The following is a 24342-nucleotide window of genomic DNA, read 5'->3' as shown; positions in this document are numbered from 1 at the left end:
TTGTACTTTAGAAAAGCGAAATAACAATAAATTTCTTTTTCATCTCCCATAGGCAGGGCTGGGTAAATTTGTTAATATTGTAATAACCATAATTTGTCTGGATTTACTTTATTAAGAGGAGGCCGTTCCAATGCCGGAAAAAAAGCCATTTAATGACGCGGTCGCACATATGCAAAACATCGAAGGGGCTCCAAGTTCGATTGAAGTGAAGAAACTTCCACGCTTTTTGCGTTATTTCGGCTATTTCATGGCCGGATTTTTTGGGTTGTCTTTGCTGATTATCTTGATCGGCATATTCATTCAATAAGTTAAGAATAGTTGGCGTAGTTCTTTTTATTAATGAAGAGAAAAGTTATCAAGTTTTTTAAGATTTTAATTTGTGTCAGCTTTACAGATTTTAAGTCTATACGAAATTAATCGCATAGGAGCTATCTGGATGAACAAGCGCGCTAAGGGAAGTGCATCAGTATTTTGCGGATCTCACGCGATTGCATCAAAACCGTAGAGTCGAAATCATTCAATTGTTGAATTCAAGTTTTGTTGGTTTGGCAGTTCAAGAAAAAAAGCAACTGCTCTGGCTGGAAATGACTTGGCCAAAACAGCTACTGTTAAAAAAGATTCATATGAGTGCAATTGAAAATTTTAAAGGCTGCATAGTCTGAATAGGGGGACGGAGTTGTGGAATTTATCAATTGGTTCGATGTAGTACTTACAGTCATTTTCTTTACGGCTATTTTCTTTATTTTTTACTTAGTGAAGGGAAAACTTTTGAGGTGAGTTAACTGAACAAAATACATAGCAATATATAATGAAGGAGCCATACAAAATGAAAAAGGATTTGTTTTTTAAAGTGGTCTTAAGCGGAATCTTGATTTGTTTGATTGTAATCATCGACAATATGACTACCGAGGCAGAAGAGCTCAATCATCCGGAAGTTCCTGTCAGTGTAGAAAGTCCGGAGAATCGCATCATCCAAATCGCGCCTAATAAAATCGGCATCGTCGATGAAGGAACGGTAAGCGGCTGGAAGCAGCTGGTGATTTTTGAATACAAAGAACAAAGCGGCGAATACGAAGTAAGTTCTACAATTCCTTACGAAGAAATGTTCACCCATCCAGAATTCAGTGAAATTCCGGTAAAGAGTGATGCATACGGCAATTAATGAAAATATTGTGATTCAAATAATCAGATGGAGCATGCCGATAGCGGTGTGCTTTTTTAATTTCCATAAAGTTTAACCTGCTCCATTAAGGGACTCTTGAACATATAAGCAAATGCTGATATGTTGTAAAAGAGAAAAACTAATAAGCAGCTAATCATGCATTGAATTTTAGTTAATCATGAATAGCAGGCAAACAACTGGAAAAGGGGTTTTATTGAATGACGAAAAAAACATTGTATTTCCTATGCACAGGCAACTCTTGCCGTAGCCAGATGGCAGAAGGCTGGGGAAAAGAAATTCTCGGAGACGAGTGGCAAGTGCTGAGCGCGGGAATCGAAGCGCACGGCTTGAATCCTAAAGCCGTGAAAGCGATGGACGAAGTAGGCATCGACATTTCCAAGCACACATCGGACATCATCGACACGGACATCCTAAACAATGCCGACTTTGTGGTGACGCTTTGCGGCGACGCAGCGGACAAGTGCCCGATGACGCCGCCCCATGTAAAACGCGACCACTGGGGATTTACAGATCCTGCGAAAGCCCAAGGAACGGAAGAAGAAAAGTGGACCGTATTCCAGAATGTCCGCGATGAAATCGGCGAACGAATCCGCCACTTTGCCGAGACCGGAAAGTAATTAAGGTAGATCTGATAAAGGCCGGTTTAGGGTTATAGAACGGCAAATGGCACTGTTTATGATAAGCGAAAATAGGCTATACCCATTTGAAAGAGCGGTTCTCGAAAGTTAGCATGCAAAAAATATTTTGGAACGCGGAGGAAGGTGGAAGCGTAATGGACAAAGCCTATCAGGAATTGGTGGAAGGCCGCATTTTCATTGGCGGTGCAGCAGATGCTCAAAAAGCATTTGATACAGAACAAATCGATGTGGTCGTTGACTTGCGTTCAGAAGCGGGAGCAGGGGACTACGGCTATCAGCGGATCCACAGCCCAATCATAAACGAAACCGACCAGCAGCAGGATGAATCGGTCAAAGAAGCAATCGATCAGGTTGTCGGCGCATACAACGACGGCAAGAAAATCTACTTCCACTGTGCCAGCGGCAGCAACCGGGCCGGGACTGTGGCCATTGGCGCGTTGCTCGCCCTGGGTAAAGCCGGCAGCATCCAGGATGCGGAAGCACAAGCCAAATCCGTGCGCCCGATTATCAGTGTGAATCCGCAATTGAAGGAATCTTTGCATCGCCTTTTTCCGGACGCCTAGCAAAAGCGATTACAGGGTCAATAAAATCGGAAACGTTAAGGCTTTCCAGCCTGTAATGACGAGCTCATCTCTGAGCTCTTTTTTTATTGTTGATTGACGAAATAGTTTGAATTTGAGGGAGATAAGTTTTATGATGGCAGTACATCCAGATGTTCAGCGTCGGAAGATTGAAGTACTAATCCAAATGGAGGAGGCATCATTTTTATGACGAAAATTGGCATCATTACAGGAAGCACGCGTCCAGGGCGCAACAGCCCGCAAGTTGCGGAATGGGTCAAAGGCATTGCAGACAAACGGGGTGACGCCGACTATGAAATCGTCGACTTAGCAGAGTTCAACCTGCCGATGTACGCAGAACCGATTTCTGCGGCATACAGCCAGGACTACCAGACGCCGGAAGCGATTCCGTGGGCCAAGAAAATAGCTGAACTGGACGGCTACGTCTTCATCTGTCCGGAATACAACCGCGGAGTAACATCGGCCCTAAAGAACGCCATTGATTATCTGTATATTGAATGGAACAACAAAGCGGCGGGCATTGTCAGTTATGGTTCGGCAGGCGGCGTCCGGGCGGCGGAATCGCTGCGGATCATCATGGCCGAACTGCAAGTTGCGACTGTACGGGCACATCCATCGATGTCGCTATTTACCGATTTTGAGAAAATGAGCACATTCAAGCCGGCGGCCGTCCATGAGAAGTCGGTCAATATCATGCTTGACCAAGTCAATGCCTGGACAAATGCACTGCAGCCACTGCGCAGTAAATAATTCGAACACCAAAAGCAACCGGACTTTTTGAACTGCACCGAAATTGTTAGACACAACTAACAATGGAGGTGCAGTTTTTCTATGGCGAAATTTACGATTGAAAAGAAACTCCGGGCCGTTCGAGAGTATTTAGCGGGCCACACGTCGATTAAACAAATCGCCAAGCGACATACGGTGAACAAACAAGTGCTTCATCATTGGATTGAACGATACCGGCATCACGGCGAAGACGGCTTGCGAAAACGATATACAAACTATACACCTGAGTATAAAATGGACGTACTTAACTTTATGAATGATACGGGGGCGTCCCCTTCGGAAGCAGCTACCGTTTTCGATATCCCTTCCAGAAGCACAGTCTCGAACTGGAAGGCGGCACATGATCTAATCGGACCGGAGGCCCTCATTTCAAAGAAAAAGGGGCGTCCATCTATGAAAGAGAAACCAAAGAAACCCGTACCGCCAAAGAAGTCGAACGAAACACTTCAGGAAGAAGTCGAACGGCTGCGCATGGAGAACGCGTATTTAAAAAAGTTGAATGCCTTAGTGAAGGAAAAGGAACGCTCACAACGCAACTCAAAGCTCAAGTAATCTATGAGCTAAGGCATGATTTCAAGGTCGTCGACCTCATCCAGGTGGCATCCATTCCGAGAAGCACCTATTATTATTGGATCAAACACCATGAGCGTCCCGACAAGTACAAAGAGGTGAAAGCGAATATCGCCGAAATCTACCATGAGCACAAAGGGCGTTATGGACACCGGAATATCCAAATCGAATTGGGCAAGCGAGGCATCCAGCATGATCCGAAAACCGTTCTGAAGCTAATGAAAGCGATTGGCCTCACCTGCCGGGTGCGGATGAAGAAATACCGTTCTTACCGTGGCAATGTCGGGAAGGTGGCACCAAATGTGCTGAGCCGGGATTTTACGGCCGAAAAACCGAACCAGAAATGGGTGACGGATGTGACGGAGTTTTCCCTTTTCGGCCAGAAACTCTACCTTTCCCCTGTGCTGGACCTGTTCAACAGTGAAATCATTGCTTATACGATCCAAAGCCGGCCAACGTATGACCTGGTTTCCACGATGCTCGAACAGGCTTTTGAGCAGTTGGATCCCGAAGTGGAACTCGTTCTCCATTCTGACCAAGGCTGGCACTATCAGATGGAAAAATACCAAACAGCGCTGATCAACCGCAACATCACCCAAAGCATGTCCCGTAAGGGGAACTGCCTCGACAACGCGGTGATTGAGAACTTTTTCGGAATTCTTAAGACTGAACTCCTCTACCTGCAGGAATTTGAGAGTATCGAACATTTCCGCCAGGAACTGGATGACTATATGGTGTATTACAACCAGAAACGAATGAAATCCAAATTAAAAAACATGAGCCCGGTGGAATACCGAACTCATGTCGAGCAAGCTGCTTAATTTTTGTCTAACTTTTTTGGGTCAGTTCATTTTCCGGTTGCTTTTCTTATGGGAGAGCCTTTAAACAAAAAGTAAAAATCCCAAAGTGTTGACAGCCGAAAATAGCCATGATATGATTATCTCGAATTAAAGATAAATTAATTCAAGATAAATGAGGTGATACCATTGGAATTCTCCAATCTCAATTTAAAAGCTGTAACGGTCCTGGTCCGTGCGGCAGACGCGCTTCACGAAGCCATCAAAAACGATGTCGCCAAATACGGATTGAATCCAACTGAGTTTTCAGTGTTGGAATTGCTTTATCACCAGGGAAAGCAGCCCATTCAGCTGGTTGGCAAAAAAGTATTGATTGCGAGCAGCAGCATCACGTACGTCATCGATAAACTGGAAACAAAGAATTACGTTAAGCGGCAAGCTTGCCCAGAGGACCGGCGCGTCACCTATGCGGAACTAACAACTGAAGGCCAAGGCTTAATAGCAGAGATTTTCCCAAAGCATGAAAAAACGATCGATAAATTGTTTCATGGCATCGATCGACTTGAAATGAAAACGATGATTGCAGCGATTAAGAAAATCGGTTTTCAAGCACAGTACGCTTAAATTTTTTTTATCTCATATCTCGAATTCGAGATATTTAGATGAAATAAATAAGAAGAACAGTTAGGAGCATCAAACATGAGTTTATTTTCGAAATTATTTGGTAAACAACAAACAACCCAAAATGAGGAGGAAACAACAATGACAAAATTAAACATAGGTATCGTATTAGGATCAACACGTGAAGGGCGCTTAAGCCCGCAAGTAGGAAACTGGGTAAAAGAATTGGCAGACCAACGCGGCGACGCCAATTACACCATCATCGACATTGCAGATTACAAATTGCCATTGCTTGGCGAAGCTGGTACAGACGCATCCGGAGCAGCAGCATGGTCGGAAGCGATTGCTGCACAGGACGGCTTTGTCTTCATCGCACAGGAGTATAACCACTCCATTACCGGATCTTTGAAAAACGCACTTGATTACCTTCGTGCAGAATGGAACGACAAAGCAGCGGGCATCGTATCTTACGGTTCAGTCGGAGGGGCGCGTGCTGCGGAGCACTTGCGCGGAATCCTGGGCGAATTGTCAGTGGCAGATGTCCGAGTCCATCCGGCTTTGTCTCTGTTCACCGACTTTGAAAATGGCGCTGAATTAAAAGCGGCCCCGGTCCAGGAAGCTTCTGTTAACCAAATGCTTGACCAAGTGATCCCATGGGCAACGGCTCTTAAGTCAGTCCGCCTTAAAACAGTAAACGCATAAGCCCTTCATCTTTAGAAGCCACAAAATGTGCAAACTGTAGAAAAAGTCTAGATGAAATATATAGCGATACCTAAAACCAACCGGGCCGGCCACTTCGCTTTCCGTGGGTTCGGCTTCAGCCTCCTCGCCGCTTCGCACCTGTGGGGTCTTCAGCTCTCACTGTTCCCACAGGAGTCTCCGTGGCCGTACCGGTTGAGGCATCTCTCTTTGATTCGAAAGTGAACGATGATCCAATTGAAGCCAAACTATCTAGTTGAGAAAGAAAAGCGACACCTTTGAATAGCTTCACGTTTAGGATCCGAAGTGGAAGCCGGCGACTCCAGCGGGATAGCGAAGTGCCGAAATCCACTCGGGACGCAAGTTCCGAGTTAGTTCGGTGCGAGCCCGCGGAACGCGTCCGGCTGAAACGGAGGATCCTAAATTTTCTATCCAATCGGATATTTATTTAGCTATCATGTGTAAAAATTCTTTTGCCTATAAGCTCACATAAAATGTGCAAAAGCACATTTTGTGTTTCTAATAAATTTTGAGCAAAGCGGTTCAATGGATCGACGAGTTTTGCTGAATATTTATTTGAAAGTAAGAACGGCTTAAAAAAGGAGCGTTTTTGATGAATCATTCTACAATGATGGCAATTGATCCAAAACAAAATACAGAACGCGAAAACTACAAGCTATTGATCGGTTCGATTATCCCCCGTCCGATTGCATTTGTTACCACCCAGTCTGAGGCGGGGATCGTCAACGGTGCACCGTTCAGTTATTTCAATATCGTCTCGTCGAACCCGCCGATGGTGTCGCTGTCGATTCAGCGGCCAAAGGGCGAGCTGAAAGACACGGCGCGGAATATTTATGGCAACGGCGAATTCGTGGTGCATATCGTGGACAACGAAAATGTAGCGAAGATCAATGAAACCGCTGCTTCTTTGCCCCCATCGGAAAGTGAAGTGGAGTCGGCAAATCTGACGTTGATTCCGAGTACAGCGATTTCGGTTCCGGGTATCAACGAATCGAAGGTGCGCATGGAATGCCGGTTGGTACAGGCGATTCCGCTAGGCGAAGGTGAGTCAGGCAGTGACTTGTTCATCGGAGAAGTGGTTCGTTTCCATGTGGAAGAAGCGATTTATGAAAACGGGCGCATCGACCCGAGAGGACTGGATGCCGTCAGCCGGTTGGCAGGCGCCAATTACGCCGCCATCGGAGAAATCTTTTCAATGGAGCGACCAAAATAAAAAAAGAAAGAAGGAACAATGATGGAACATATTTTTAAAAAAGGATCCAATCCGGAAAAACCGGTTCTTCTGTTGCTGCACGGAACAGGCGGGAATGAGCAGTCGCTCTTGTCATTGGCGGCGATGATTGATGCCGAGGCTTCAGTACTCAGTGTAAGAGGAAATGTCTCGGAACACGGCATGCCCCGTTTCTTCAGACGGTTGAGCGAAGGCGTATTTGACGAAGAGGATCTGGTTTTCCGTACGAACGAATTGAACCGCTTTTTGGATGAGGCTTCGGCGAAATACGAGTTTAGCCGGGACCACATCGTTGCGATTGGCTATTCGAACGGGGCAAACATTGCTGCAAGTTTACTCTATCACTTTAGCGATGCCTTGAACGGCGCAATCCTTCATCACCCGATGGTGCCAAGACGCGGAATCGAGCTGCCGGACCTTGCCGGAAAACAGGTCTTTATCGCTGCTGGAACCAACGACCCGATTACACCTGTAAAGGAAGCAGAGGAGTTGCAAGCTTCGCTAGAATCGGCGAACGCCTCTGTGGAAGTCCACTGGGAAAACCACGGCCATCAGTTGACCGGAAGTGAAGTGGAAGCGGCGAGACAGTGGTATGAGCGGAAATACGGACAAACAGTCGAATAATTCACAGGAATGGAATCCACTCAAAACATATCTGAATTAGGAGGAAGATAGATGAAAAAAACAGCGGGCATACACCATATCACGGCAATCGTTGGGCATCCGCAGGAAAACGTCGATTTTTACGCAGGCGTACTGGGATTGCGGATGGTCAAGCAAACCGTCAATTTTGACGACCCGGGCACCTATCATTTGTATTTTGGCAGCGAAGGCGGAAAACCGGGCACCATCATTACATTCTTCCCGTGGGCAAATGCCTACCAAGGGAAAATCGGAGCCGGGCAAGTCGGCGTGACTTCCTATGTAATTCCAAAAGGCGCGATGCCGTTCTGGGAAGAACGTCTGGAACGACTCAACATTCCTTTTGCGAAAGAAGAGCGTTTTGGCGAAACGAACCTATTGTTTGAAGATCCACACGGCCTCCAGCTGGAGCTTGTGGAACGGGAAGCGGGCGAAGTGAACCGCTACGAATCCGGCAGCATCACACCGGAAGTGGCAATCAAAGGCTTCGGCGGGGCGACTTTGCTGTCAGCCCGTCCGGAACAAACCGGCAAAACTTTGGTGGACGTCATGGGGCTTGAAAAGGTCGGAGAAGAAGGCGATTTCACGCGCTACCGCGCTTACGGCGACATCGGGAACGTCATCGACGTCAAACAGACGCCGCTCGGCCGCGGCCAAATGGGCGTCGGAACGGTGCACCATATCGCTTGGCGTGCAGAAGATGACCAGGACCATCTCGGCTGGCAAGAACATGTCCGGAACCAGGGCTACGGCGTAACGGAAGTGAAAAACCGCAATTACTTTAACGCGATTTACTTCCGGGAGCATGGAGAAATCCTATTTGAAATCGCGACCGATCCGCCAGGCTTTTCGCATGACGAAACGCCCGAAACGATGGGCGAAAAATTGATGCTGCCGGAACAATACGAACCGCGCCGCACACAATTGACCGAGTCGCTGATTCCATTTGAAATCCGCCAAATTGATTAATAGAAAAAGCAACTGATTAAATAACGATCCACAAAACGAAATGCTTGCTCAGTGAAAGGAGTCCAAGAAGATGATTACATGTTTGAACCGAATTAATGAACTCGCTGCTTTGCAGAAAACGAAAGGGCTGACGAAAGCTGAGCAGCAGGAGCAAAAACAGCTTCGGATGGAATACTTGGCTGCGATTCGGGGACAAGTCATTTCCACCGTAGAAACGATTAAAATCATAGGCTAAGGCATACCTTCATTTCGGTGAAGCGAACCGAAAATCAATTCAGTCAAAGAAGCAATTGCAAGCAGGGAAAAGTCCATACTTTTCTCTGCTTTTTTTATTTAAAAATTTAAGTCAGCTGGTTAACCTTACTAGTCTAACAAAGGATACATATCGATAAAAGAGAAAAACATACTGAATTATACAAAAATTCAAAGGGTTAAACGGGTAGCCCTTCATCTTCCTCAACGGTATATTCGGTACTAACAGTTTCCATTTTAAAGAAAACCTTTGCAGAGGCCTCTAATGAAGAGCGAGTGGCAACTGTTTTCTTTAGTGATCAGGAGACTGGACCAGAAACAATGGATTCCAAAAGGAGGAGTTGCAGAAGTGAAAAAAAGAGGATTGACGATCGCTATACTGGTTGTATTATTACTCGCAGCAGCGGGCTTTGCCGGCGCTAAAACCTTTTACGAAACAAAACCGGTGCCAAAAGAAGAACGGCATAAAATTTCCGAAATCGTGCCCGCGAAAGCCAAATGGGAAAAAGTCGTAAAAGGCGACGGTGGATTCATGGAAGGCATCAACTTTGACCGCAAAGGCGCCATTTGGATGGTGAGCCCGATGTCCGGAGAACTGCTGACCGTCAAAGGAGACAAAGTCCAGCAAGTCAAAAAATATCCGGGGCCCGTCGGAGCGAAATTCCATAAAGACGGCCGCCTGTTCATAACGGACATTACAGGCGTGATCCACGCCTACGACCCGAAAACAGGCAAAAGCGAAACGGCTGTCAGTACGTATAAAGGCCAAGCCTTGAACGGGCTAAACGACTTGATCTTTGATAAGGACGGCGGCTTGTACTTTACAGAACCGATGGGGTCGAGCGCCACCAATCCAGTTGGACGCGTCTTTTATTTGCCGGCAGGCAGCACGGAGCCTGTCCTGTTTGCGGATAAAATCGCCTATCCAAACGGGGTCGCCATATCGGCTGACGGCAGCCGGGTGTATATATCCGAGTTCGGTAAAAACCGAGTGCTCGCGGTGCCTGCCAAAAATGCACCGCCTTCTCCCGAAACTCCCTACGTTTTCGGGCAATTTGAAGGCGGAATCGGACCGGACGGCTTAGCGGTAGATCAGGAAGGGAATCTGTATGTCGCGCACTTCCAGGCCGGACAAATCGTGGTCCAGGACAAAGACGGATTCAAATACGGCACCATCCGTCTTAATGAAAACGCCGGAACATTCACGACGAATCTGGCGTTCCACGAAGGCTATCTGTACATCACAGAATCCTCGAAAAACGAAGTATGGCGCATTAAAGTAAACAAGAAAGGCTTAGTGCCGTACGGCTTGCAATAAATTGAAGCTATCACCACGAAAGGGAAACAAAGTCCGGGGCGTCCGGTGCTTTGCTTCCCTTTTCTTTATAACGGGTTCTCTCCATAAACTGCCCATAGCTGCGGGAACATGCGGCTCAGCCCTTCTTCATCGTCTTCATCCCAATCAAAGTCGATATCCGGATCCGGGTCATCGTCCTGCATCAATTGATCATACAGCTTCCAATAATCTTCCATGTCACGGCCGGTTTTCTCTTCAAAAGCCTCACAGGCAACCAGTAAGAATTCTTCCAACTGCGGAATTTCTTCCTGTTCCTGCAAAAGCTTAAAATAGGGAAGAAGCGTCTCCGGATCTTCAATGGCTTTATAATAGACGTCTTTTCCGAGGTACAACAGCCACGCCCGGAAATAGTCAAAGCAGTCGTCCGAACAGCCGCCCATGGCAATATAGGCAGCGGCCCACAAATCGGAGGTATAGGACTGGCTGAAATGCTTTTTTAGGATGGAATCAAAACTCAGAATATCAATCACCGGCCCTTTTGCCAGCTGGGAAGTGAGCCACTCCATTTGTTCTTCTGAATCATCGCCTTTTTCCTTGCAGCGGTCGAGCATTTGCCAAAAGTAATCTTCAGTCATCGCACTTTCTTTGATGAGTGGATCTGCCGACACTGCCGGCTGGTAGCCTTTTTTCAGCTTGGACTGAATGAGGCGGTGGGCTTCTTTTTTGCAGTCTTCCGGGGTCGGAAAGTCTTTGACGTTGACGGAACCTGCTGTACCGATTTTTCCGTAATTGACGGCGAACGAAGTGCCGGCAACCGTGATTTTCCAAAATTTATTTGAAAATGAACTTCTAAAAACTAATAGGGTTTCCAATCTGCTATCTCCTTGCATGGTGCATTTCATGAGCCATTCCTATTTCGAATCCTTGAACCATATCTTTTATTGTAGCGAAGACGCCCTGGATTCACACCAAAAGATTGGCTATTTTTCTTGAAATATTTTCAACCAAATTTCTGCGCTATGGATATAAGTTGTTTGTTAAATCAATTAATTCCGAAAATTACATTTACATCTTAAAAATCTTGCCATATACTGAATGTATACAGTATACACTGTGGTGATTATTTATGTAGGGAGGAGGAAATATGGAGAAGATAGCGAAAAAAGTCACACTTGCCGAACAAGCTTATGAATACATCAAAAAGTTGATCATGATTGGCGAATTGAAACCCGGCGATGAATTGCCGGAAGAAAAACTGGCAATGGAACTGGGAATCAGCCGGACCCCGCTGCGGGAAGCGTTGAAAAGGCTGGCTGGTGATGCGCTTATTGAATTGAAGCAGCCCAAGCCGGCCGTAGTCGCTGATTTCACCCAGCAAGACGTCGAAGAAATTATGGAGCTTCGAAGACTGCTGGAAATTTATGGGCTTCAGGAATGGCCGAAAGCAGATCAAGAGCGTGTAGTAGCGGAGATGAAGCAAAACGCTGAACTTCAGCGGCAAGCGATCCAGGAAAAAGACTTTGTCCGGTTTATGGATTTGGACGAGGAATTCCATTCGTTATTGTGCAGCAACCATCGAAACAAGCGTTTGAAAGACATCATCAAAGGCATCAATACGGGCGGGAGCCGGGCGTTTATGCTCGTATCTGATACGATAGCCGGCAGTTCAGAAAAGGCGTATGCCGAACATTTGGCCATTATCGAAGCAATTGAACAAGGAAATTTTCAGGAGGCCAAACAGCAACTGGCCGTCCATCTGAACAACATTGAATACCGGTTGCTGAAATACATCACGCGGGAGGATCTATGAAAAAACTAATTGGATTATTATTTATCGCATTATTTGTCTTAACAGCTTGTGGCCGTCCGGAAAGCGGCGGTTCGACGTCCGAAGGCGGAGAATCAAGCGGAGAAACCTTCACCATCCGACTGGCGCATTTGGTGCCGGAAGAGCAATCGTCCCATGTGGGAGCCGTTGCTTTTAAAGAGAAATTGGAAAAAGAATCGGATGGCCGCTTGAAAGTGGAACTTTATCCGAATGGCCAGCTTTACGGCTCTGACCGCGAAGCGATTGAAGCGGTTCAGCTTGGAAACGTCGAGATGACGATTCCAGCGGTTGCGGCAATGGCATCGTTCAACGAGAAATTCCAGGTGTTTGATTTGCCGTTCCTGTTCAACAACAACGAAGCCGCTTACCGTGCGCTTGATGGGGATTTAGGAACGGAGCTGCTGGCGGACCTGGAAAACAACGGCATCAAAGGGCTGGTTTTTGGCGAAAATGGTTTCCGCCATGTATCGAATAACGAAGGGCCGATTGAAAAACCGGAAGACATGGAAGGCCTGAAAATGCGGACGTTGGAAAGCCCGCTGCACACCGATACATTCAACGCATTTGGCGCGAACGCTTCGCCGTTTGCTTTCGGTGAATTGTATACAGCGCTTCAGCAAGGAACATACGATGCGATGGACTGCCCGATTTCCTTGTACTACACAAACAAATTTTATGAAGTGCAGGATTACCTGACATTGACGGGGCATGTCTATGCGGCAACTGCACTATTGGTGAACAACGATTTCTACAACACCTTGCCGTCAGACTTGCAGGACTTGGTGATGGAAGCTTCTGAAGAATTCCGCACCGAGCAGCGCGAATTGGCGCAGCAGCAAGACAAAGAATTCCTCGAGCAATTGGAAGCAGAAGGCATGAAAGTCAACGATTTGACGGACGAGCAGCGCAACGCGTTCCGTGAAGCTGCAGAGCCGGTTTACACGAAATACGAAGACCAAATCGGCAAAGAGTTGATCGATCAGGCCCTTGCTGCGAATGAAGAATAATAAGACACCACAGTTGAAGAATCAAGGAAGGCTTTCCTTGGTTCTTCGCTTTTGAAAGGAAGTGTGGATATGATCAAGAAGTTTGAAAAAGCGGAAGAAGCTTTTTTAGTCCTGACGCTCGTCGTCATGGTGGTTTTGATATTCGGCCAAGTGGTCGGGCGCTACGTATTTTCCAGTGCGCCCAGCTGGACCGAAGAAATGGCCCGCTATATACATATTTTCCAGGTATGGATCGGGGCCAGCTACGCCGTCAAATTGCGTGAACACATCCGGGTCGAAGCGTTTATCACCAGGTTCAAAGGCTTGCCGAGAAAAATCCTGGAAACCATCACGTTGGCGATTTGGTTTGTGATGGCATTATTCCTGGCGTATTTCGGCACCGATTTGGTCCTTTCCAGCATTTCCAATGGCCAGGTCACACCAGCCATGCAATTGCCGATGTGGATTCCGTTCCTGGCGATTCCTTTAGGCGGCATCGGCATGTGCATCCGCTTGATCCAGCAATTGATCCAGATCTGGAAAGGCGATTACGAAATGCATAAGGGAGGCGACCTTCCAGCATGACGATAGCACTCCTTTTTGGCACATTATTCGTTTGCTTATTGATCGGTGTTCCGATTGCCATCGCGCTGGGCGTCTCCGCCTTGACGGCGATTTACTTCGGCACCACCTTGCCGCTCAGCATCATCACGCAAAAAGCGTTCACGTCGCTCGATTCGTTTCCATTGCTCGCGATTCCGTTTTTTATGCTGGCCGGCATCCTGATGGGCAAAGGCGGCGTGTCGCGCCGGCTCCTGGCACTGGCATCCGCTTTGGTCGGCTGGATGACAGGGGGCCTGTCCATGGTGACGATTGTTGCCTGTATGTTTTTTGCGGCCATTTCGGGTTCAGGCCCGGCAACAGTTGCCGCCATCGGAAGTTTCATGATTCCAGCTATGATTGCCCGCAATTATGACGGGGGCTTTGCTTCCGCCGTTGCGGCTTCCGCCGGGTCTATCGGCGTTATCATTCCGCCGAGCATTCCGTTTGTCTTGTACGGCGTCATTGGCGGCGTATCGGTCGGCAGCATGTTTTTGGCCGGCATTTTCCCGGGGCTGCTCATTGGCGTCGGCCTGTTGATCACTGCTTATCTCATTTCCAGAAAACGCGGCTACAAACCGCAGCCCGGCGAAGCTGCGACGTTTGAATTCAAAGATGTCGTCAAAACCTTCTGGGATGCCAAATGGGCTTTGCTGATTCCGGTCATCATTCTTGGCGGCATTTACGGCGGGATTTTCTCGCCGACAGAAGCGGCCGTAGTTGCGGTTGTCTATGCCGTCATCATCGGGAAATTCGTCTACAAGGAATTGTCATGGCAAGGCCTGTACGAAAGTTTCCGCCAGGCCATCGTCATCAACGCCACGACGATGATCATCATTGGCTTGTCGGTGTCGTTTGCTTACTTTATGACGATTGAGCAGATCCCGGGCGAAATTTCGGATTACCTTACCAATCTGTCGACGAATCCGCTTGTCATATTGATTGCCATCAACTTATTGTTGCTAGTGGTCGGCATGTTCATCGATACGATTTCAGCACTCGTCGTCTTAACACCGATCTTGCTGCCAATCGTTATTGCAGTCGGTGTTGACCCGATCCATTTCGGCGTCATCCTGGTTGCCAACTTGGCGATCGGCTTTATCACACCGCCTTTGGGAGTCAACTTGTTTGTGGCGTCTAGCGTCGGTGGCGTCCGGTTTGAACGGATTGCGGTTTCGGTATTGCCGTTCTTGTTTGCGATGATTATTTGTTTAGCCATCATCACATTCGTTCCGGCGCTGTCCACGTGGCTTCCTGGATTGTATGAATAAATGAAAAAAAGCAATGGCAAAATGGCATGCGGCTTATTGCAGCGGTTCTAATTGAAATCAACTACCGAAATACTAGAAAACCCCTGGATGCTCACAAAAGAGTGTGGGCATCCAGGGGTTTCTTGTTTTGTGCTAAATTTAACATCTGACATATTTTCGCTTGAATACAAGCTGGTTCTTATCGATGGCCTTTTGAATCGTTTCAATGGCATTCAAGGTTATGTTTTTTTCTGGTCTTTCTGGATTTCGAAAGGTAGCCTATCTTGGCGGTTTCAACCGCTTTGTGATGGAGTGGTATATAAGTAACACGGCACATTCTTGCTAAATGAGCATAATACCGAATGATGCTTCACTTCGAAATATCAATAAACATGCAAATGAAACTAAATATAATAATTTTTTCAGATAATTATATTTAGTAATAAAAGTAAATATGTTACAATTAATAAATAAATATAACTATACATAAAGACTATGGCTAAATCAAATAACACTTATTACTAAGAATATGCATAAATAAATATATTCAGTAACTGGGGGGATAATATGAACGTCGAAGAGTATTTAAATTATACAGAGTCGAGAATGGCAAAATACTTCAAAGAAATTAAAATCGTCAGCGAAGCAAACCTTCCATATACCGAATACATAAAGATTTTAGGATATTTCAACAAAATCCTAAGTCAGAATATCCAGCGTCAAGGAAATGTTGTTAAATTTATTTGGAAGCTCGCTCCACGTACAGCATTGCTATTGACAGTGAATTATGCGATTTACAATTATGATGGGAATTTTTGGGGGAAATTTAAAAAAGATATTTCCTTATTAAAAGATCATGATTGGAAAGTTTTTTTCCTCCGACAAATTGAATTCGAAAATTTAAATATTTTCAACAAGAATAGCAGTCAAAAATACATTGAAAATATTTTGGGGCATGCGGGCATTCCTAAACATAATATAGCAGGATTTCTTAAGCATGTAATCGATCCTGCCGCCAGCTTTGATTTAAAGGCTGAAGAAGTTATTGAAGCGGTCAAAAAAGATAAAAATTATGGTTCTGTGGTGAAAACCTATGGCTTATATAAAAGTGTCAAAGATTTTATAAGGCTGGATAATTCCGTTTCTAACAGCCTAGTTTCCCGTTGCATAGAAGTCTGGAGAGAGCAGGAGCGGCCATTTACCGAAAAATACAGAAACTATTTACCAGATCATATTTTGGACGAATTCGAAAAATATGCATCTCTGGAAGTAAATACAAAAATTCGACAGACCCGGAAGCAACGTGTGGCAAGGCCGATACTCAGTTATTCGACGCAGTTTCAGAATGTTTTTATCAAGTTGCCAATCCAACGATTCAACAGGAAAGAACACTTGAAAGTCGAATGGAGAATCATATCTGGTGAAGATTCGATTATATTGGCTACAAAAATGTATGTTTCCGATGAGGAACAAGAATATATAGTCGATAAAAAGAATGGTGAGCATCCTGTTTCTCCTTTAAATGACTACACTGTGCATCTTTTAATTAATGAGGAGATCAATGGCGAATGGAGTTTTTACTTGGAAGAAGTTGCAGTATTTGATACTGCCAGCTATGAACAACTTAATAAAAAATATTTGACTGCTTCTAACATTTTAATGATATTGCATGAAAATGAGTATAAGAAAATGGAAAGCTGTAAGAACGATTTCTTAGTCCGTCCACTGTTTAATCAATGGCATGGATATTATGAAATAGACTTGTATGTAGAAAAGCCAGATATAGTTGAATTTTCTAAAACAACATTGACGATGAATCCGTTGCGCCATCTAATGGAAATTGAAGGTACAAGAGTAACAGATGCAAAGGCGGACACTGCCATTTACACAGACCAACCGATTATTATAATAAATTCTGATATCTCATTATTAAATGAAGACTTTGCTAAATGGAGCATTAAACTTTATCATCCTTATTCCAAAACAACAATCTGGAAGAGGATCAGTGAAGTGGAATATGAACAATCATCAAAGGGGATAAATATCAACTTGCTGAATTTGTTCAACGAAAAAAGCGGTCTTTTTGGAAAATACTCTATAAGCTTGACTGGCGTTCTAGGACATGACCAGTCAATTGACTTCCTCTATATCTCAAGAGAAGATTTTTCATTTTCTGTCCAAGAACAAAAAATGAACGTGTTAACATCACCGAATATTGATTTCACTATTCCTACAATCCTCGATGTTGAAAAGAAGAGTGAAACAGAAACTTTATTCAATCTTCCGAATCATCCTGATTTCGTTCGAGGAAATCTTCTGAACCTCCAAACAAAAGAAAAACTGGACCTGAAACTTTATTCCAGTCTAATTTCGAGTGAAATGGTCACTACTGATGGGGCTCTAGCATTAGGCGCAGTTTTTAATGCCAATGAATTTGATTTTAGAGAGACGTATGTATTGCTTGATTTGGAGAATCCATCCTTGCTCTATTCTGGTAAGGCGGTAGCTGTCTCATTAATAGAAAGGTTGAAGACAGGAGAATTTGCTAGGAAAACATTTAACTGCAGAGTCGGTAGAAAGCATATTTTAGATTTGAGGTATTTTGATGGCTTACATGAAACACGTGGAAAAAGAACGATTGGCTTGTCTATCGCCGAATTGAATGTATCTGAAAAAGTGGTAACTGTAGAAACTGAATGGATATTAAATTCTGTAACTGCTCCCAACTCAGACAATGATAGTTTAACTTTCGATTGTTCCTTCCAACCTGAAAAGCTGAAAGTCCGGATTTGGTCTTTCAATCCCCAGAAAGAGCTAGTCCTTGAACAGAAAATTAATTATCCAACACACTCTTTACAATTCGACGAAGAAAAATTGCCCGATGGATATTATATTTTTGATTTATACGAAGTGGAAGAAGATGATTTTTTCGATATTTTTGATAAAGTGAATTATCCATCCTCACTTGATAACCATAAGAAATTTATAAAAGTAGAGCGAAAAGCTAGTGTTCCTACTTTTGTTGAATGGCTGTTCTTACTTGAAGGGGATGGAGAAGAAAAAGAATGGTCATTAACTGAATTAGAAAAGCTTTTGAAATTTATATGGGATAAAAAAGAAGTAATAGAACCATTATTATTTGCTGACTATAATTCGTGCTGTGATTTTGGTCTTCAGAACATCGATTTTTTGCTAGAAATTACTAAGAAAGAAAAGAATGATGAATTTGCTTCATTTATTTGCAAAGTGGCAGGTTACCAAGAATGGGATCCTGATTCTTTTAATAGTGCCATGCAAAATCGTTTGGAAAAAGCAAATTTAAAAGCTCTTTATGCCCCGGAAAAATTAAATTTGCTAGGTACACTGTCGAGAAGGGAAAGAGCAATCAGCTTTCAAAGAAAAATAAAAAAAAGTCAGTTTATCAAGGGATTTAGTATACAACATGAATACCTGTCTTTTTTTGAAAAAGTTGATAATGAAGAATACTATAGGTCAAAAATAGAAGCGTTTTATGCTAATCACAAAAGCTCCTTAGACAAAATGCTCGTTTCACTGATAGATTTACAGCTTATATCGAGAGAAAACTTAAATCGGCTAAATACGAGAAAAATGACTACGAATTATTTTTTTTATGAGTTTCCATACTATATTGGTCTTTCTGCATTAGCATGTGCTTTGATTATTGACCATGAAAGCAAAATGGATGCGCAAACATTATTTGCATTAAGACAAGCTATTCCTGCTTTATATGAAGTTTCAGAAGATTGGTATTTACATGACCTATTATATTGGAAAGAAAAATTAGTAGCCGATAAAAAAGAAATAATCAATTTTAAAGAGAGGAAGCAAAAATATGAGCATCCATCCTTTACATGGAAAGAATAGAATCGATAACGATTACCGAGATTACTTAGCTACGACTTTTCCGATTAACGATGAAGAGATAGAGGCTGCATTTTCGAAAGAACTTAGAAAAGAAAATCTTCTTTCCAAAGGACCTTTCCTAGAAGTGACGCCCCCTTACAAAAAAGGAGCTTCTATAAGTGACTTGGTTAGAGAAGGAATTTTATCCAAAGAATTTCTAACACTGAACCAGGAAGAGATGCCTGCTGAACGCCCATTGTATACCCACCAGGAAAAAGCAATTAGAAAAGCTAAAGAAAAAAAGAATTTCGTCGTTGCGACTGGTACAGGGAGCGGGAAGACCGAATCCTTTATGATGCCAATTTTAAATGATCTTTTTTTTGAAGATGAACACAAAGGTCTGCGGCCAGGGGTCCGAGCGCTTTTTGTCTACCCGATGAATGCGCTTGCCAATGATCAGATGAAAAGGCTTAGATCTCTATTGAAAAACACACCGGAAATTACTTTCGGCAGATACACAGGGGAAACTGAACAATTGGAAAGCAAAGCCTTAGATAAATTTAAACAACAAAATCCTGGAATAGAAAAATTGCCAAATGAAATTCTCTCACGGAATGAAATGAGGAATAACCCTCCACATATATTAGTAACGAACTACGCGATGTTAGAATATTTACTTCTAAGACCGACTGATACTGCATTTTTCGATGGACCTTTTTCAAACGAATGGAAATTTATTGTATTGGATGAAGTGCACTCTTATAACGGTGCCAATGGCATCGAAATTGGGATGCTCTTGAGAAGGTTGAAGGATCGGGTTTTGAAGAAGAGACCTTATAGAGGTAGTTTGCAATGTATCGCGACCAGTGCAACACTGGGATCTGGAGCTGAAGCAAAACAAAAAGTCCTTGAATTTGCAGGTAATATTTTTGATGAACCCTTTTATTTTAAATCAGAAAAAGTAAATGACCTGATCGAGTCAGAAAGAATCGATTATCGAGATGAACATGAATTGTTACATCGTCCTGACTGGACTGTGTACTCTTATCTATTGGAATTGAAGCAAAAAGATCGGTTAAATGACAACGATATTTTAAAACTAAATGATTTCGGCATTGAAAACGCAAATTCTTTACTGACAAATGAAAGAAAAACTAACGAATTTCTTTACGATTTTCTTAGTGGGGATGAAAATCTGTTTAATCTCCGGGATCTATTAAAGAATAAACCGCAGGATTTAAATGCCTTATTATATCGTCTCATAGCTCTTCAAGCAAAATATGGGGAAGTAAAAGCGGAAGAAGTACATCAAGGGTTAATTAATTTAGTGGATATTGCAGGAAGCATTTCAGCGAAAGATTCCCAGGAACCGCTTTTGCCAGCGAGATATCATGTGTTTGTTCGTGCGATTGAAGGCTGTTATCTTAAGCTTTATCCTAATTATGAAGTGTCTTTGCAAGCAAAGAAAGTGGATGAAAAAACTAATCATCCTTTTTTTGAAATGGGTGTTTGTTCGAATTGTGGTCAAGTCCATCTTATCGGTGAAGAAGAAGATGGGAAACTCATGCAGCGTAAACAATCACAGACACAAGATGAAAAAATTACTTATACAGCATATATGATCAAAGAGCATGATCAAAAATTAGCTGTCGATGAAGATGAAGATGATCTTACAGAAGAAGATAAAGAAACCTATGAAATGTGTCCATGCTGTGCGAGTATTTGGCAAAAAGGCGACGACTCGTCATCTTGTTGCCGGGAAAGAGAGATTACCTATCCGAAACTTGTAACACTTGTTAAAGAACCAATTAAATTTTCAGGTCACTCTTCCTGCAATCATTGCGGAAAAAAGAAGCAGAATCCGATTAAGTTATTTGTGAGCGGCAACGATGGCCCTGCTGCAATTTTGACAACTTCTCTTTACCAGCAATTAGTATTAGATTCAAAAAAGATAATAAAAAATGAAAATGTCACAGTCGGGAATGATCTTTTTGGAGATTTATTCAATGATGTACTTTCTGACGAAGAAGTAAAAGAAGTAACAGAAAATAAATATGAGCCTCAGAAATTATTAGTATTTTCCGATTCACGTCAGGAAGCTGCTTTTTTCGCTCCTTACTTGGAATATACCTATGAACGCGATTTATGGAGAGCCATCCTATATAAAACAATTGGAAAGTATGATGAAAAAGAACCGATTAGTTTAAAAACATGGGCATTAGACGCCTATAGTGAAGCTTTGAAATGGGATGTTTATACTCCTGAGATGGACAGAGAGGAACGGAAAACAGTTGCCGAAGAATATGTGATGTCTGAATTCATTAAAGGGAACGTCCGGATTTCTCTTGAGGGGACAGGATTGGTTTCATATCAACTTGATATACCTGATCAGATTGAGTCAAATCTGGAAGTGCTTGCACAACGTCTAAACTTCGATAATGGACAAGAACTGAAAGTCGCTCTACAGGTATTGCTAAGCACTTTAAGACATAAAAATGCTGTCACTCACCTTGAAAGAAGTAAATTCAACTCAGATCGAATGAAACCTATCAATTTTGAGAATTCAGTAAATAAAAATGCAGCTGATAATAAAGGTTATGTCAGTGCATGGATTCCAAAACGTTCAAATATTAGACTGGACTATTTAAAGAAAATTTTTATTCGAAAAGGATTGAATGAAAATGCTGCTATTAATGCTGCACAGGAACAACTTTTAAAGATTTGGGACTTAATAAACCTGCCCCTTTTTTACGAAAGCTTCTTTAAGAGCAAAAATGGCAACAATCTCTTAAGACAGAGTATTTGGCGAGTCCGTAAAAACCTGCCGATTTTTCAGTGCAACGCCTGCAAAATTATCACAACTTATAATGTCAAAAATGTGTGTATGACAAACGGTTGCTCAGGTCTTTTGAATTCTATAAAAAGTGACTCATTAAAATCCCATTATATTAATCAATACAATAACTTGATACCCGTCAAAATGAGTGTGAAAGAGCATACTGCTCAATTATCTCCTGAAAACGCTTCACACTATCAGGAGAAATTTGTAAATGGAGATATCAATGTGTTAAGTTGTTCGACCACATTTGAAATGGGTGTTGATGTTGGTGGTTTAGAAGCTGTTTTTCTAAGAAACGTGCCACCGGAAACAGCTAATTATATTCAACGAGCTGGACGAGCAGGACGGAGAAAAGCGTCAGTTGCTTTTGTTCTGACTTTTGCCCAAAGAAAATCGCATGACTTAACATACTATCAAGATCCGGAAAATATTATTGCTGGTGTAATAAAACCTCCAGTTTTGAAAATGAATAATTCAAAAATAATTAAACGGCATTTAAATTCTTTAGTTTTATCAAGTTTCTTTCGAGAAAATGAAGAGTTGTTCGGGAAAGTATCAGATTTCTTCCAAGACTCTATGACTATAAAATCAGGACCAAAACGAATTGATCACTACATTAAAAATATGCCAACTCATTTACTTGAATCTGTTCAGAAAGTAGTTCCGAATTATGGCCAGCTTCAATATCACCCTGAATTTATTTCTTGGGAAAAAGATCTCATGCTAGAAGAAACAAGCCTATTTAACAAGGTCTCAAAGTTATATTATCAAGATTTAGAAGAACTAAAAAAGATAAAGGAAGAAGATTTTAAAGCTAGCCGGAACACAGATAGATTAAATCGTGTAATGAATCGAATTCAAAATGAAGGGTTAATTAGTTTTTTATCCAGTTCAAATATCATTCCGAAATATGGTTTCCCAGTTGATGTGGTGGAAATGGTTATTTCTCAAACAGAGAAAGATGATATCCGATTAAGCAGAGATTTATCAATGGCAATTGGAGAATATGCACCAGGGTCGCAAATTGTGGCAAATGGAACTATTTACGAAAGTACTGGCATCAGAAAAGTAAAAGGTTTTGAGCTACCAACCCTTTATTATATTGAATGTAATAATTGCAAATCTTATAAAGTTATTGAGCGATTAAATCCCAATTACCGCGTTATAACTGCACAATGTGAAACATGCGAAGAAATTTGTGAAGTTCATAAGATGATTATTCCTAAATTTGGCTTCAATGCAAAACGCTTAGAAAAAGCAAGTGATAGAAAGCCAGCTAGAGAAAATCGCTCTAGAGTATTCTTTTCTGAATACTTTTACTCGGAAGAACAAGAAGTTCGTGAACACCAACAAGCATCTGAGCAAGAAAGAACTTTCAATTTGAAAGGACAGGAATTACGGATCAAGTATTCGCCTTATGGCAAGTTGTCAGTTATTAGTAAAGGACGCAGTGGACAAGGTTACAAGATTTGCACCTTATGCGGTTCAATGATGAGCACTAAAGACTCTAAGCATAGAAACCAAATGAATAAGATTTGTGAAGGCACTATTGATAAAAAATCGATACATCTTGGACATGAATTTATTAGTGATATTTTAGAAGTTGAATTTATTAACAGTACTCCTGAACCCGAATTATGGGATTCTTTACTTTATGCATTTTTAAATGGGATTAGTATTTCCTTGGGCATAAATCGACGTGATATTGATGGATGTATTAAGTACAACCATTTGGCTACCCCGACCATTGTGTTATTTGATAAAGTTCCAGGTGGGGCTGGTTATATGAATGAAGTCTTTGGTCAATTAGAAAAAGTGATTCAAGCTGCCAAAGAACTAGTAAGTTCTTGTCAATGCGGTAAGGAAACCAGCTGCTATGGCTGTTTGAAGGATTATTCAAACCAATATTGTCACGACACACTATCGCGCGGAATGGTGGAAGAGTATTTAAGTAAGTTAGTTAAATGAAAATCAACCTCTTAATATAAGTATACTTAGAAGATAGAGGATACGATGGTGTTAAATACGTAGGCTATTGAAGAGCGATTAAGTGCGGACAATTTAAAGGAAGTGAAGGACTACTTATATACAAAAATTGGAGATCAGAAAGGGGCTAGCTGAGATTGATCAGTATATCGCATTGCCACCCTCTTGTTGTAAGTAATCGGGAAGCAGCTGAGGATTTGCATAAGAGTTATAAAGGGCTGAGTTTTGGAAAGATATTAAAGAAGTTGAATCTGTTAATTAAAAAGATGAAAAAAGAGTGTCCATATGGGCGCTCTTTTTTGTTAGCGGTTAACAAATTACAGCTGAAAGATCATTACTACTTAATCAATATTTTGAGTTATATGGAGTTTGTTTGAATATATAGTGTAACCGTCAAGTAGAATAGATCAATTTTCCCCAAATAAGATAGATCAACTTTCCCCAATTAAGACAGACCACTTGTTTCGGGAAACAAAGTTTTTCGGTATTTCATACGGATGCTGTCCGTTTCTTCACCAAAGGTAATGATTTCGCTCCGGTGGAGCAGGCGATCTAAGATGGCCGTCGTCAATGTGGGATCACCCAGGAATTTACCCCATTCATTCGGACCCTTGTTCGAGGTTAAAATGAAAGCAGCTTTGTCATAGAGGTCGTAAATGAATTGAAAAAACAAATGGGCTTCGTGTGCTTCATACGTCA

The 24342-nt window shown here is 42.7% G+C and carries 21 protein-coding genes; 19 read left to right on the top strand and 2 right to left on the bottom strand.

Annotation, left to right across the window (positions count from 1 at the left end; genetic code table 11):
• The first annotated feature begins 130 nt into the window (after positions 1-130).
• The 13 genes from BLQ32_RS19725 (at position 131) to BLQ32_RS14035 (ending at position 10311) form a co-directional block, all read left to right on the top strand.
• Positions 131-307 (top strand): amino acid transporter, encoded by a 177-nt coding sequence (locus BLQ32_RS19725; protein WP_139150555.1) that lies wholly within the window; start codon positions 131-133, stop codon positions 305-307.
• Between the two features lie 519 nt (positions 308-826).
• Positions 827-1162, top strand: a complete 336-nt coding sequence (locus tag BLQ32_RS14095) for a hypothetical protein (protein ID WP_053168035.1) — start codon at positions 827-829, stop codon at positions 1160-1162.
• Between the two features lie 218 nt (positions 1163-1380).
• Positions 1381-1800, top strand: a complete 420-nt coding sequence (gene arsC / locus BLQ32_RS14090) for an arsenate reductase (thioredoxin) (RefSeq protein ID WP_053168032.1) — start codon at positions 1381-1383, stop codon at positions 1798-1800.
• A 155-nt stretch (positions 1801-1955) separates the two neighbouring features.
• Positions 1956-2384, top strand: a complete 429-nt coding sequence (locus tag BLQ32_RS14085) for a protein-tyrosine phosphatase family protein (RefSeq protein ID WP_036803444.1) — start codon at positions 1956-1958, stop codon at positions 2382-2384.
• Between the two features lie 204 nt (positions 2385-2588).
• Positions 2589-3152 (top strand): NADPH-dependent FMN reductase, encoded by a 564-nt coding sequence (locus tag BLQ32_RS14080; protein WP_074510822.1) that lies wholly within the window; start codon positions 2589-2591, stop codon positions 3150-3152.
• Between the two features lie 81 nt (positions 3153-3233).
• Positions 3234-4582, top strand: a protein-coding gene (locus tag BLQ32_RS19615; RefSeq protein ID WP_139150554.1) for an IS3 family transposase whose coding sequence is annotated in 2 segments (ribosomal slippage) — positions 3234-3678 and positions 3678-4582 — 1350 coding nt in all. Because the reading frame shifts where the segments join, the coding sequence is not laid out codon by codon here.
• Positions 4583-4747: 165 nt separating this feature from the next.
• Complete coding sequence (locus BLQ32_RS14065; protein ID WP_074510819.1) at positions 4748-5182, top strand: MarR family winged helix-turn-helix transcriptional regulator; 435 nt, start codon at positions 4748-4750, stop codon at positions 5180-5182.
• Between the two features lie 75 nt (positions 5183-5257).
• The gene (locus tag BLQ32_RS14060; RefSeq protein ID WP_175557122.1) at positions 5258-5881 is read left to right on the top strand and encodes an NADPH-dependent FMN reductase; all 624 of its coding nucleotides are present in this window, start codon (positions 5258-5260) and stop codon (positions 5879-5881) included.
• A 625-nt stretch (positions 5882-6506) separates the two neighbouring features.
• Positions 6507-7112, top strand: a complete 606-nt coding sequence (locus tag BLQ32_RS14055; protein WP_074510930.1) for a flavin reductase family protein — start codon at positions 6507-6509, stop codon at positions 7110-7112.
• An 18-nt stretch (positions 7113-7130) separates the two neighbouring features.
• Positions 7131-7754: an alpha/beta hydrolase gene (locus tag BLQ32_RS14050; protein ID WP_175557121.1), complete on the top strand. Its 624-nt coding sequence runs from the start codon at positions 7131-7133 to the stop codon at positions 7752-7754.
• 51 nt (positions 7755-7805) lie between these two features.
• Positions 7806-8741 (top strand): ring-cleaving dioxygenase, encoded by a 936-nt coding sequence (locus BLQ32_RS14045; RefSeq protein WP_074510817.1) that lies wholly within the window; start codon positions 7806-7808, stop codon positions 8739-8741.
• A 70-nt stretch (positions 8742-8811) separates the two neighbouring features.
• A complete protein-coding gene (locus tag BLQ32_RS14040) occupies positions 8812-8976 on the top strand; it encodes a DUF896 domain-containing protein (RefSeq protein WP_081720604.1) in 165 nt (54 codons plus the stop codon).
• A gap of 282 nt (positions 8977-9258) precedes the next feature.
• On the top strand, positions 9259-10311 hold the full coding sequence (locus BLQ32_RS14035) for an SMP-30/gluconolactonase/LRE family protein (RefSeq protein ID WP_083335344.1): 1053 nt from the start codon (positions 9259-9261) through the stop codon (positions 10309-10311).
• Between the two features lie 65 nt (positions 10312-10376).
• Here the strand turns inward: BLQ32_RS14035 and BLQ32_RS14030 are convergent, their stop codons facing one another.
• The gene (locus BLQ32_RS14030) at positions 10377-11162 is read right to left on the bottom strand and encodes a DUF4240 domain-containing protein (protein WP_074510816.1); all 786 of its coding nucleotides are present in this window, start codon (positions 11160-11162) and stop codon (positions 10377-10379) included.
• A gap of 272 nt (positions 11163-11434) precedes the next feature.
• On the opposite strand from BLQ32_RS14030, the gene BLQ32_RS14025 reads away from it, so the two are divergent.
• The 6 genes from BLQ32_RS14025 to BLQ32_RS14000 all read left to right on the top strand — a co-directional run bounded on the left by BLQ32_RS14025 (position 11435) and on the right by BLQ32_RS14000 (position 23625).
• Complete coding sequence (locus BLQ32_RS14025; protein WP_074510815.1) at positions 11435-12100, top strand: GntR family transcriptional regulator; 666 nt, start codon at positions 11435-11437, stop codon at positions 12098-12100.
• On the top strand, positions 12097-13125 hold the full coding sequence (locus tag BLQ32_RS14020) for a TRAP transporter substrate-binding protein (RefSeq protein ID WP_074510814.1): 1029 nt from the start codon (positions 12097-12099) through the stop codon (positions 13123-13125). Before BLQ32_RS14025 ends, BLQ32_RS14020 begins: the two co-directional genes overlap by 4 nt.
• A gap of 69 nt (positions 13126-13194) precedes the next feature.
• Entirely contained in the window at positions 13195-13689 is a 495-nt protein-coding gene (locus BLQ32_RS14015) for a TRAP transporter small permease (protein WP_074510813.1), read from the top strand.
• On the top strand, positions 13686-14975 hold the full coding sequence (locus BLQ32_RS14010) for a TRAP transporter large permease (RefSeq protein ID WP_074510812.1): 1290 nt from the start codon (positions 13686-13688) through the stop codon (positions 14973-14975). Before BLQ32_RS14015 ends, BLQ32_RS14010 begins: the two co-directional genes overlap by 4 nt.
• Positions 14976-15521: 546 nt before the next feature.
• Positions 15522-18839, top strand: coding sequence for a hypothetical protein (locus tag BLQ32_RS14005; protein ID WP_074510811.1), 3318 nt, complete (start codon positions 15522-15524; stop codon positions 18837-18839).
• A complete protein-coding gene (locus BLQ32_RS14000) occupies positions 18808-23625 on the top strand; it encodes a DEAD/DEAH box helicase (RefSeq protein WP_074510810.1) in 4818 nt (1605 codons plus the stop codon). The genes BLQ32_RS14005 and BLQ32_RS14000 overlap by 32 nt, the downstream gene beginning before the upstream one ends.
• A 463-nt stretch (positions 23626-24088) precedes the next feature.
• Here the strand turns inward: BLQ32_RS14000 and BLQ32_RS13990 are convergent.
• The coding region (locus BLQ32_RS13990; RefSeq protein WP_175557120.1) for an ATP-binding protein at positions 24089-24342 on the bottom strand (254 nt) is incomplete at its 5' end.

It is taken from the genome of Planococcus glaciei (assembly GCF_900099655.1).
GTDB lineage: Bacteria > Bacillota > Bacilli > Bacillales_A > Planococcaceae > Planococcus > Planococcus glaciei.
Note: the sequence above shows the minus strand (reverse complement) of the source record. Positions and strands in the feature narration are given on the sequence as shown.